The 13,145-nt window shown below is 40.6% G+C and carries 7 protein-coding genes; 3 read left to right on the top strand and 4 right to left on the bottom strand.

All coding sequences use genetic code 11. The features are described 5' to 3' along the window. Positions 1 to 126: 126 nt before the first annotated feature. Positions 127 to 3,594, bottom strand: a complete 3,468-nt coding sequence (locus ATS71_RS04300; RefSeq protein WP_058403698.1) for a S8 family serine peptidase — start codon at positions 3,592 to 3,594, stop codon at positions 127 to 129. Between the two features lie 236 nt (positions 3,595 to 3,830). On the opposite strand from ATS71_RS04300, the gene ATS71_RS04295 reads away from it, so the two are divergent. Both ATS71_RS04295 and ATS71_RS04290 read left to right on the top strand, forming a co-directional pair. Next, complete coding sequence (locus ATS71_RS04295) at positions 3,831 to 4,301, top strand: DUF2721 domain-containing protein (RefSeq protein WP_006792500.1); 471 nt, start codon at positions 3,831 to 3,833, stop codon at positions 4,299 to 4,301. Between the two features lie 90 nt (positions 4,302 to 4,391). Further along, positions 4,392 to 4,844, top strand: coding sequence for a c-type cytochrome (locus tag ATS71_RS04290; protein WP_058403697.1), 453 nt, complete (start codon positions 4,392 to 4,394; stop codon positions 4,842 to 4,844). A gap of 70 nt (positions 4,845 to 4,914) precedes the next feature. Here the strand turns inward: ATS71_RS04290 and ATS71_RS04285 are convergent, their stop codons facing one another. Both ATS71_RS04285 and ATS71_RS04280 read right to left on the bottom strand, forming a co-directional pair. Then, positions 4,915 to 8,058, bottom strand: coding sequence for an efflux RND transporter permease subunit (locus ATS71_RS04285; RefSeq protein ID WP_058403696.1), 3,144 nt, complete (start codon positions 8,056 to 8,058; stop codon positions 4,915 to 4,917). An 11-nt stretch (positions 8,059 to 8,069) separates the two neighbouring features. Then, a complete protein-coding gene (locus tag ATS71_RS04280; protein WP_058403695.1) occupies positions 8,070 to 9,248 on the bottom strand; it encodes an efflux RND transporter periplasmic adaptor subunit in 1,179 nt (392 codons plus the stop codon). Between the two features lie 288 nt (positions 9,249 to 9,536). Between ATS71_RS04280 and ATS71_RS04275 the strand changes: the two genes are divergently transcribed. Then, on the top strand, positions 9,537 to 12,044 hold the full coding sequence (locus ATS71_RS04275; RefSeq protein WP_058403694.1) for a zinc-dependent metalloprotease: 2,508 nt from the start codon (positions 9,537 to 9,539) through the stop codon (positions 12,042 to 12,044). A 136-nt stretch (positions 12,045 to 12,180) separates the two neighbouring features. On the opposite strand, the gene ATS71_RS04270 is transcribed toward ATS71_RS04275, so the two are convergent. Further along, positions 12,181 to 12,600: a hypothetical protein gene (locus ATS71_RS04270; protein WP_058403693.1), complete on the bottom strand. Its 420-nt coding sequence runs from the start codon at positions 12,598 to 12,600 to the stop codon at positions 12,181 to 12,183. Between the last annotated feature and the right edge of the window lie 545 nt (positions 12,601 to 13,145).

The raw sequence follows: 13,145 nt of genomic DNA, 5'->3' as shown, positions 1-13,145 counted from the left end.
GCAAAATCCTTATTATTTTTGTTACCTAAATATACCTAAAATTAATACCTTTTGTGATCTAGTTTGTGAAGCTATGTAAAAAGGGAGCCGAAGCTCCCTTTATTTAGTACTTAAGCGTTTTTAAGCTTACTTTTGCTTGCGACGACGCATAAATGCGAACGGTGCAACTAAAAGAGTTAACCAAGCTAATGAACCTGAAGAACTTTTCTTCTCTGGCTCTGGAGTAACAACGGCCGGAGGTACTACTGCAGTTACATTAACAGTTACAGTTACAGGCTCAGAAACATTGCCTCGAATATCAATCGCAACAACTTCCATTTCAGCAGTGGTATCACCTGCTAACATATTGGTGTCAGCAACAACAATTTGGCCTTGCTCATCAACACCTAAACCTATATTGGTGTTTGATTGAACGTAGTACTCAGAAACCGCTAAATCAAACTCAGCTTCTTCAATTGTAAGCGCGCCAACTACTGTACCATCGGCTGCATCTTCAGAAACTGAGAATTCACCACCCACTAAGATAGGCGCCTCAATAGCTGGTAATGTAAGCTCTTCACTTGTCATTGCTTTAATGATGTTAGTGCCAGCACCTTGAGATAAAACAAATGGACCACTTGCAGATACCATTGCTTTTTCACCAGGTAGAAGTGATGCAACAGCTTCGCCAGTTTCAAGCGAAGTCATTTGAACTTCTGGTTGAACACCAAATACAACTGAACCAGTTACACTGTCTGTCTCAGAGAACACACCTGATTGGTAGCTTGGGTAACCCACTGATACTCTGAAGTTCATTGGCTGACCAAGTAACGACCCATCGATGTTCATTAGCTCAGAACAACCAGTAAATGTGATTGTATCTTCACCTGCTGAATGAAGAAGTGGTGTACCCCACGCCCAACCATCGTTGCCAGCGCCGTCAGTAGTACCGATCAATGTACGGCTACGACCTGGTGACGCAGTTGAGCGACCACGGTCATTTAGGTTTTGTAAGAACTGATCAGCAACACCATCATTATCTGTATCGATTTCAACTCTGTAACCTGCTTGGAATGTATGCGTTAGCGGGTCACGTAATTGAATTGATGAAGTGATGTAAATACCTGAATCACAGAAGTCTGCACCAAATGCAGAGAATGTGCTCGACAGAATGTTATACTCTGCCTCTTCCATTGTTTTCTCTGTACCTACTGCAATAATGCTTTCAGCCTGAGGAGTGATTTCAGTCTGGCCAGTATTTTCAAGTACTAATGATACTTTATTGTCAATCAGCTCGGCAGTATAACTTATCTCTGTTGCTGCTTTTGGCATTGCATGATACACAACGTGTAAATCGTGGGTTGTATCTGTTGACGCATCATCAAATACTAACGCACCATCAAACTCAATCGATGTTAGTGCAGCACTACGAGCAGCAATATCATCAGCACTAAATGGATTCTCTAATTCCCATGCAGGTAGTTTACTTGGGTCAACCATCATTGTGATGTCAAAGTTTACAGCTTGCCCAGCAGGGATTGTTACTGACTCTGGGAAATCCCAGCTAACAGCTTCAGTTTCTACGTCGCTTTGGTAACGTGCTTCAGTACGAAGGTTGTATGTTTTCGCTTCAGCAGAGAAGTTTTTCACAGTGACTGTTTTAGTAATAGAACCGGCTTCTGCAAGGCTCACTAAACCATAAGAAAGCGCAGCTTGTTTTGTATCAAACTCGGCATTGTGTACCCATGCTGCAACAGGTAAGTTAACAGCTTTAGTCACATCTACTAAACCAGCACCTATCATACTAATAGGCGCAAGCTCTGAATCAGGATTGATAGCAAGAGGTTCGTTAGTTACTTCAAGGTTTGCCGCGTTCATAATCGTTGCTTTAATTTCAAACGCATTACGATTTGGGTGAGCTTCACGGATCATAGCAACCGCACCGGCTGTAATTGGACCTGAGAACGAGGTACCCGACACAGGGTTAGTGCCAGTTTGAGTTCCTGCTGCTGCTACGTCAATACTTGTACCTGGCGCTGTAATTTCTGGTTTAAGTAAACCATCCATTGAAGGGCCGCGTGATGAGAATGTTGCCACAGCACCCGCTGTTGTTTTAATCTCAACACTAATATCAAATGTTGCAGGGCCGCCAGCTTCTAGCTGTGCTTTTAGTGCAGCACCCGCTGCAAAATTAATCCCAACGTTTTTAATAGTTACGGCAGCATCAAAACCACCCATTGGGGCTGGTGTGCCGTCGTCAATGTTATTTGCAATAAATACAAACTCAGCACCTTTAGCTTGTGCGTTTAGTACTTTTTGTGTGAATGCACAGGCACCACGGTCTATAAGTACCGCTTTGCCTGTAAAGTCAACATCTTCTGCAAAAGCATCACAGCCGTTTTGATTTGCTGTAGGGTATACTAAATCAATATCAGCACCTGATAGGGTAAAGCCTTCTTGTGGGCCAAAACCTGACGCTTGAATATCGCCTTCAACGCCTGCAACTGTTCCACTTGCAATACCAACTTCTGTTGTTGGGTGTGTCATTGCACCAACAGACAGGGCGTTAGGGGTTGTACTTGGACCACCAACACGGAATGGGTTGTCACCATCGTTACCTGCAGAAATTACCATGTTAACACCCAATTCAACAGCACGTTGTACTAGGTATTGTGTACCACCACCAGTGTAAGTGTCACCAAATTCACCACCAAGAGACATGTTCATTACGTCAACACGATCTGAAATATCCCCATCACCGTTAGGATCCATTGCAGCCTCTAATGCAGCTGCTTGTGCTGCACTTGGACAACCACCACCACATACAGAATATGCGTATAGCTCAACCTCTGGTGCAATACCGTTTACAGAGTTTGCAGATGATGTACCGTGATTTGTTGGATCACCTGTTGACGGTGAATTTGCAGCGTCATTTTCAATTGGATCTGCATCATCACGAATGAAGTCATAACCACCTTGTACAATGCCTTGTGGCCATGTAACCGTTGTAGGATCTTCTTGTGCTGCTAGGTATGCTTCAACAGTACCTGCACCGCCAAATGCTGCGTGAGTATAGTCAATACCTGTATCTAGTACTGCAACGCGCTGGCCTTTACCGCTTACAATACCATCAGTAATTAATGGTTTAGCGTTGATATAATCAGAGCTTGCTGCAACGTGAAGTTCACGGTCAAACATTGGTAATACTTTTGCAACGCGATCATCTTTTGCAATCTGCTTTAAAGCTTCAGGTGTTGCTTGAACTATTAACGTTGGAGCAAGAATTTTTGTTTTGCCAATTACTTTTGCATCAAAATCTAAGTTGCTCAACTCTTCAGTCATTATGTCTTGAAGCTGCTCAACCTGAGCTGTTATTTCACGACTACTTGAAGCCTGATAAGTTCCAGCGGTTACTGCATCCACAGATGTTGCTGCTTTAAGAACAATCATATGAGCTGAAGGCTCTTTTTTGTCTGCTGCAACTTCAACCACTTGCTCTACTTTTTTGTAGTTAACATTTGCTTTTGGTAATTCAGCGGCACTTGCAAGTGTTGCCACAAATGCGCTAGAAACAGCCGTCGCTATCGCTGTCTTTTTTATTATATTGTTACTCATGAGTTCCCCTAGGATATTTTATGTATTATTGTAGTCACATTAATAAAGCAAATTACAATGTATGAACGAATATAAAACGTTCATTACCCACCAAGCAACACTTTGGTTACAAATAAGCATAAAGCATACAAAGAACACAAACAAAAAAACACCAAGCCACTGATATATATACACAAAAATACATTTCACTTTTGTGAATGTTTGTAAACAAAAACTACATTATCACTAGGTACTTTATGAATAATGATGTAATCAACATTTTAACTATGGCTAAAGTAATACAAACAGCCGTTGCACCCGTGTTTTTAATAACGGGTATTGCTGCAACCCTTGGCGTTTTATCAAACCGCTTGGCTCGTATTACGGACCGTGCGAGGCAATTAGAGCGCAAGTTAAAAGTAAGCACCGATGAAGATTTTAATAAATCACTCGCAACAGAACTTCGCGCTCTATTAAAGCGATCCCGCTGTATACACATAGCTTTTAGTTTAAGTGTTTTGAGCGCTTTGCTTGTATGCGCAGTGGTTATGCTATTATTTTTGTCGCATATTCAATCAATAAACTTAGGCGTTACTATCGCTAGTTGTTTTGTGGCCGCTATGGCGTTGTTAATATGTGCGTTTATGTCGTTATTAGGTGAAGTTTTCTTAGCAACTCGCAGTATGCGACGAGGGATGATATTTGCTGATATTGATATGAACGATTAACTTTTAGTTAATTTTTCTGTATTAGCTTGAATAAAACCAATAGCTAAGATACAAAGCGATAGTCAAAAAATAGTTAACAGGGGCAATAATATGAAATTTAAAAAGATTCTAGCGGGTGCATTACTAACAACATGCGCGCTAAGTGTATCTGCAAACTCTGCGTTTAAAGAGCCAAGCGACGCGATTGAATACCGTCAAAGTGCATTCTCTATGCTATCAGTTCAAATTGGTGATATGGGCGCAATGCTTAAGGGCAAGGTTCCGTTTGACGCTGAGCAATTCAAAATGCGTGCTAATAATGCTGCAGCGCTTTCAAAAATGCCATGGGAAGCGTTTTATGCAGGAACAGACAAAGGCGATACATCGGCACTTGCTGCTGTGTGGTCTGAAAATACGGTATTTGTTGAAAAAGCCAATGCGTTTGCGGCAAACGCAGACAAACTTGCTCTAGCTGCTCAATCTGGTGACAAAGCAGCTATTGGTAAAGCCTTTGGTGCATGGGCTAAAGGTTGTAAAGATTGCCACAAGCAATTTAAAGACTAATTAAAAATTAATAAAAACAAAAAAGGACCAAGTGTTAACACTCAGTCCTTTTTTTATTGTTTAGCAAAAATTAGCTATCAACTGACACTTCTACACTTCCTCGTTTAAAAATACGTCGGTAAGTGTTTTTAAATAATGCCCCAATATCACCTAATATAATGTACAAACAAGGTACAAGAATAAGCGTAATTAGGGTTGCAAACATAACTGCAAACCCCAGCGCAACCGCCATAGGTATTACAAACTTAGCCTGTAGGCTCGTTTCAAACATAATAGGCAGTACACCTGCAAACGTAGTGATTGAGGTGAGCAATATTGCTCTAAAACGCGCACAGCCGGCTTCAATTACGGCGTTTCTAACGCTAACCCCTTGCTTTCGCACCTGGTTTACATAATCAGTCATAACCAAGGAGTCATTAATTACAACACCCGCCGCAGCAATAAGACCAAAACCAGACATTAAGCTCATATCAAGGTCAAACCAATAGTGCCCCCAAATAGCCCCCGTTAAGCTAAACGGAATAACCGACATAACAATAAGCGGTTGTGAATAGCTTTTTAGCGGTACAGCGAGCAGTATGTAAACTAATATCATGCCTCCTGCAAAAAACAACATTTGCTCATTGGCTTGCGCCTGTTGCTCTTCAATGGCACCACCAAGTTCTGATTTAACGCTTGGGTATTCTTCTTTAAGCTGTGGTAATAAGTTATCTTTTACCTGTTTAACCACTTCGCCCGGTTCAATTTGCTCTTCATCAATACTGCCGTACACATAAACAGTTCTGTACCCACCTTCACGGCGAATGTAGCTAATACCAGGTGTTTCGGTTAGCTCAACCACATCACCCAATAACACTTCGCGCCCAGTTGGCGTGGTCACCACAGTATGTTTGAGCGATGAAAATGCTTCGCGTGTGAGTTTAGGGTAACGAACCATCACTCGGACTTCTTCACCATTTCTAATTACGCGTTGTGCTTCGCCACCATAAAAGCTGGCTCCCACTTGATTGGCAATACTGGCAAGATCTAACCCCAAGTCAAATGCAACGGGTTTTAAACTCATTTGCACTTCTTTACTGGCTGGGTCTATGGTTGAGCTTATATCAAACAACCCTTCTTGCTGTTGAAGCAATTGAATAAAACGGCGCCCAGCTTCGTTTAATGTATCAATGTCAGACCCAAATAGTAGATAACCAAACTCTCCTCCACCGTTGCCGCCACCGCCGCCTACGTCGTCTTGGATAGTTAACGATTTAACACCTGCAATAGTAGGCATGGCCTCACGCCATCGGCGCGACAATTCAAACGCATCGTAAGGGCGTAAGTCTTCATCAACTAATGGGGCTAATAATTGCGCTTCAGTACGGCCTTGGTTAAACACGAGTAAGTCGCGGATAATTTTTTGACCTGTTTGACGCTCTGTTTCATTGTCTACCTCAAGCACCATCGCTTCTATTTCACGAATAGCATTAATAGTTTGAATGTCGGATACGTTGTCATTCATTTCAATATTAATTTGTGGGAAATCATGTGGAACTTTAGGTGAAGGAATAGTGCGCACCTGATTTGAAGCAATTAATGCAAAAGTAACGACTAATAAAGCAATAAAACTAAATAAAACAGTCCAACGCCATTCAACACACTTGGAAACAAACCGTTTATATGGGCCATTTACAAAACCAAAAAAGTGGGTATTAAATCTATCTCGCCAGCCACCTTTTTTTATAGGGGTAAAGTGTGTGTGTGCAATATGCGCAGGTAGTATGAGTTTCGATTCAATTAAGCTAAATACCAAACACAGCATTACAACAACAGCAATACCGTAAAAAAAGGCACTTTCAGGCCCGCTCGAAAGCGTAAACGGCGCAAATACGGCAATGGTAGTAAGTACACCAAACGTCGCTGGGGTCGCTACACGCTTTGCACCACGTACAACGTTATCGACACCGCCGCCACTTTTTTCAACTTCGCTGTATGCGGCTTCGCCGATGACTATGGCGTCATCCACCACAATCCCTAGCACCATGATAAACGCAAATAACGAGATAATATTTATGCTAATACCAAATAATGGCATCACCATCATCGCGCCTAAAAAGCATACCGGTAAACCTATCATTACCCACAATGCCAACTTAAAGCGTAAGAATAGCGACAACATAATTGCGACTAAAATCGCACCTTGAAGAAGGTTTAATTTCATCATATCTAAGCGTGCATTTAGGTAGTACGTCATATCCATTAAAGGTTCTATACGCACACCCGGTGGGAGCTCTTTATTTTTTTGATCAATATACGCTTTAACCGACTCAGCTACCGGAATAATATTTTGTGATTGCGTTGCTTTTACTGATAAATAAACAGCATTTTCACCATTAAACTTAAAATAACGCTCACCTTCAGTAAATTGATCTTTAATTGTAGCAATATCTTGCAGCAAAACTTTGGCACCATACTCGCCAATTTTTACCGGAATTTGTCTAAATTCTTCGCCTGAATAAAACTGGTTTTCAACACGAACTGAAATAACACCCGCATCCGTTTTTAACTGACCTGCCGAAAAGTTAGCAGAGTAACGACGCACAGCATTCATAACATCTGAAATTGTTAAATTGTACTGGCGTAATGTATCTGGATCGATTTCAATCGCTATTTCATCAAGCGGTACATCATTGACCACAAGCGATACATTCGATAATTGCAGCAATTCATCTTCGATATTGTTTGCTATCGGCTTAAGCTCAAATAAAGGCAAGTCAGCAACCAGTGTCATGCCTATTACATCTTGTCTAAATTCAATCTGACTTATGGTGACCGGTTCCATCCCAGCTGGAAAAGTAGCTATACCGTCAACACGCAATTTTACTTTATCAAGCACATCGGTGAGCTCTGCGTCTGTATGAATTTCAAGACTTGCAGAGCCGCCGTTTCTAAATGCGCGATACACGCCTTTTTTTATTTCGGTAATATCTTTAAGTGATTCTTCAATTTTTATAAGAATACTTTCTTCAATTTCCTGAGGAGAGGCACCTGGGTAATTAGCGTTTACGTTAATATAGTTAATTTCTATATTAGGAAACATTTGTCGCTGAATCGTTTTGTAGCTTAAAAAGCCCATAACAATAATAAACAACATCATTAAGTTTGCAGCAACCGAGTTATTAGCAAAATAAGCTATTAACCCTGTTTGTTTTGTTTGTGTTGATTCACTCATTGTATTACACCTTAAAGCTGTTGCGTATTTGAGGTGCTCACATCAGAGCTTTCAGGTGCCGGTTGCGCACCTGCTATTTTAACTTCCATTCCCTTTTGAGGGTATTCTGGTAACGTAACCACCAGCTTATCGTCAGCTTTTAGGCCACTACTAATATAGAAGTACTCGCCTTCTTCTCGTATTACCGTTACTTTTCTTGGTTCAAGGGTTTGGTTTTCACCAACGACCCAAACGGTTTGGTTGTTAACAAGCGCCTGGGGTAAACGATAGATATTATTTAATGTCGTACCGGCAAAATTAACCTGTACGTAACTACCAAACTTAATTGCTGGCTGCTTATTTTTAAGGCCATACGGGTCTTCAATTCGCACCACTAAACTGCTCATACGTGTTGCGTTATCTACAATGCCTAAATCGCGGTCAATAACGCCTTCACGGGTAAAGCTATTAAGGCCTTTTTGAATAACGGTTGCAGTAATCCCTTTAATACGCTCAGGCAAAAACACACTATCAAAGCCTGCAATAGGAATAATAACTTCAGCCGTTTCTATATTGTTTAACTCAGCAACTTGAGAGCCCATTGTCACGTATTGACCCACACCTACATTACGGCTCACAATAATTGCATCGTAAGGTGCTTTAACATCACAGTTTTCTAAATCGCGCTGCGCACGTTTTAATGCTGCTTGTGCTGATTTAACATTTGCTTGCGCACTAAGCACTTGAGGCTTACGTAAAAATAAATCGGTACGCGCTTTACTTGGAAAGCGTTTTGCTTCGTCTTCAGCTACTTTTGCTTGCGCTTGTTCTTCAATTAAACCCGCTTGGGCGCGAGCAAGTTCAGCTTCAGCCACGAGCACTGCAGCTTCGTAGTTATCTTTTTCAATCGAAAATAAGGTTTCACCACGCGCTACAACCCCACCGGCAACAAAGCTCGGATGCCAACTCAGTACCTCTCCCGATACCTGTGCAGACAGTTGTGTATTTTCCAGCGGCTTTACTTCACCATAGCTGTTAATTATAACCTGATGGTCGTTAGCCGAAACCGGCTCAACTTGAACGGTTGGTCGCGTATCAACTAACGCCTTTTTTTCTTGCTCACTGGCAAGCGCGTTTATTGCTTTAAAACCAACAACACCTATAGCAAGCGCAACAAATGGAAAAACCCATCTAAGTGAATTTGTTTGCATATCCTAATTACCCTAAATTTCTATTAACGCCATAATAACAGAGCTTAATTAAACAATTACGTGACATTTGTAAGCAACTGTTACAAATGTGCATTAATTATACTTCTCATAATGAATTGTTTAATTATAAATTAGATTATATAGCCATAAAATTATATTTTGTTACAAACTTTTACTATTTAAAATCAATACATTAAATAAAAAAGGTATTATTTCATCGATTTGTTGTACGAAACAAATTGAAATTACGTACAGTAAAAATAAATTAACAAACGAAAAGATGACATTATGAAACTAACCACCCTAACTCTTGCGCTCAGTATTGCCCTAAGCGGCCATGCTTTTGCCGATGACAAAAAAGACGAAAAAAAACCAAAAACATTAAGTGAAATGATCAAAGGACAAACCGAATTTGCCGGTGTATTTAACCTGTATCAGGACGAAAAAACGGGTAAGCACTTAATGGTCATTAACGAATCACAGCTTGATACTCCTTTCGTTTATTTTGCTCATACTGTTGATGGGGTGACTGATGCAGGACACTTTCGTGGATCGTACCGTGAAACCAAACTCATTGAGTTTAGAAAGTACTTCGACCGTATCGATATTATAAGTAAAACACCTCGTTATAAATTTGACGAGAACAGTGCCATTTCAAAAGCCAGCAATGCAAACATTAGTGAAGCCGTGCTTGCGAGTATTAAAATAGAAAAAGAAGAAGACGGTAAAATTGCATTTAACGTCAATAAGTTATTTTTAAGTGAAGCACTTCATAAAGTATCTCCAACTATTAACCCTGCAGATAAAAATGCTAAAAAACGTTTTAAAGTAGGCAAACTAGACAGCAAAAAGTCGCGCATAATTAAACAGCGTCCTTACCCTAATAATTTAGACGTTGTCGTAGATTACGTATTTACCAATGCAAGTCCAACCGTTCGTGGCTCTGGCGCAATAAGTGACCCGCGTAGTGTTTCGGTGAAGGTTCAACATTCATTTGTAGCACTTCCAAAAAACAACTACCAGCCTCGTTTAGACGATGCGCGTATTGGCTATTTCACAAATCAGTTTGATCAAATGACGTCAACTGATTGGACGCCTTACGAAGATGTAATTAAGCGCTGGGATTTACAAAAGAAAGATCCAAGCGCTGCACTTTCAGAGCCTGTAAAACCAATTACATGGTGGATAGAAAACACCACACCAATAGAGTGGCGCGATACAATAAAAGACGCCGTACTTGCATGGAATAGCTCTTTTGAAAAAGCAGGCTTTAAAAATGCCTTAGAAGTAAAAGTACAACCTGATGATGCCGACTGGGATGCAGGCGACATTAATTACAATGTACTGCGTTGGACCTCATCACCTAAGCCTCCCTTTGGTGGCTACGGGCCTGCATTAGCAAACCCGCTAACAGGAGAAATACTGGGCTCAGACATCATGCTTGAGTTTGTATTTATGAAAAATCGCTGGATTTACGACACCCTTTATACTCAAGGCGCTATGAGCCACGGCAATAATACACATACTGGTGAATTAAACTGCTCATTAGGTCATGAAATTCAACAAAACCTTATGCTTGCAAAAGGCTTAGCTGCTGGCGACAGCATTGAAGAAAACGAAATGATACGCCAAGGGTTAACACAGCTTATTCTGCATGAAGTAGGCCATACATTGGGCCTTAACCACAACATGAAATCATCTATTTTGTGGGATGAAAAAGAAGTCCACGATAAGAGTAAAACTCAAGGTATCGTAACGGGCTCAGTAATGGATTATGCACCAGCTAATATTGCGCCAATTGGCATGCAGCAAGGTGATATTTTTCAAACTAAACCAGGTCCTTACGATGACTGGGCTATTAACTACGGGTACAGTGCAGCACTGGCTGATGCATCTGCCGAGCAAGCTCGTCTGAATAAAATTCTTGCGCGCTCTAGTGAGCATGCATTAGCGTTTGGTAACGATGCTGACGACATGCGTGCGCCGGGCCGTCATATCGATCCCCGTGTTATGATTGGTGACTTATCATCAAACCCAGCAGCCTATGGTGCAGACCGTATGGCACTTATTAATAAACTGTTTACTGAGCTTAAAGATAAAGCCACTGTTGAAGGCGACTCTTACCAGCAACTTGTCACCTCAGCCAATAGCTTATTTGGCCAATACAGATCGCAGGCAGGTATTGTGTCTCGTCAAATTGGTGGGGTGTATGTAGAGCGCGCCGTTGTAGGTGATGCAAACGCCGACAAACCTTTCACCCCAGTGCCACTTGAAAAACAAACCCAAGCCATGGAAATTTTAGCCGAATACGTGTTTGCACCTGATGTATTACAAAGCATGCAACCGCTTTATAATTTCATGCAGCAACAGCGCCGCGGGTTTAATCACTATGGTAAAAATGAAGACCCTAAACCTCATAAAATGATTTTAGGAATGCAAAAGTCTGTGCTTGCACAACTATTGCATCCGGCGGTTTTACTGCGTATTTCAGATACCGCGCTATACGGAAACGAATATAGCTTAAATCAATTTATGGGGGATTTAACAGCGAGTATCTTTGTTAAAGACGCAGAAGCCAGCTCAATCAGTCATAACCTACAAATTGAATATGTAAACCAACTGATCGCCATTGCAGGTTTAGGCAAACCAAGTAAGTTTGATAACCTCGCTAAAACGGCTGCGTTATATCAGCTAACCGAAATAGCGGATACAAGCCTGTCATGGGGCGCAGATACCGCAGCTAAAGCACATAAAAAGTACATTGATCGCTTAATTGCAAAAGCACTAGAAGCGTAAATAGTTGTAACAAAAAAAGGCCGCATTGATTGTGGCCTTTTTTATAAACTTAACTCAAATCACCATTAAAGGTAAATTGTGCCTTCCATATCAGATAATAGCCCCAGTTAGGGCTATTGATAAATTCAAATGTTCTCTACTTTGGCATTGTTGTTGTATCTTTTGGTATTCTTACCGTTGTTACTTGGACGTCTAGTAAGTTACCATCTGCATCTCTGTAAGTAGTAATATAAACAACGACTATTTCTGTTGGAGTTTCGTAAGAGGTTGATGTTGTTCCAACACCTGGAACGGATGATAGTGTATTTATCATTCCATTGTTGTTTATTATTCTCTTAGCATTGATCGGTATGTCATCTACAGGGATTACTTTTTCTATATCTCCGTTCGAGTTTTTAGCTACTACATGCCAACCAGCATTAAGTTTAATAATTTCAGTACACTCATATGAGCAATTTATAGTTTTATTTTTTATATGATTTTCAACAGTTGCTGATGATACTGTGTGAGATAAGAATATAGATAGCGCAATACATATGGGTAAAAAAGTTTTCATTAAATAGTTCCTTAATTTTGAAAGTGAAATCCATTCACAAGATTAGCAGTCAATTATTGTAAATCAAGTTTAATAATACAGCTCATGCTGTGCGTGTAACTTTTCCGTGTGCAATTTTATTTAACCTTTGAATTATAAGGTCTCTAGGTTGATCTCACAGTGTAACCTAGAGCCCTTGTAACGCGATATTATTGTTGTAAAGCTACGCTATTGCTAATGAGGTAGTGATGTTTTGCTAATGCACCCTTTTACACTCCAAACTTAATAGGCACGCCGTCGACAGTCGCGTGCAAAGGATTTAACCCTTTTTAAATCTTCTCTTAACTGCATTTCGGATAAGTGCGACTCTCTTCGTTTTCTTCAGGGGCTCAAAAAAAAGTGATATTTTTAATTTTTTTGCGCCCGTTGGAGCTAATTAATTCTGATAGCCTAAATCTAGGCCAGGAATAAGCCAGGCTAAAAAGAGAGGAGCCAATATGAAAATTGAAGTCGATTATAACGTTAAATTAAAGGGTAAATTCGTTATTGATTTAACATTAGTGTTA

Origin of the sequence: Pseudoalteromonas sp. H71 (assembly GCF_001468485.1) — a bacterium.
GTDB lineage: Bacteria > Pseudomonadota > Gammaproteobacteria > Enterobacterales > Alteromonadaceae > Pseudoalteromonas.
This window is presented reverse-complemented; position numbering and strand designations above follow the sequence as displayed.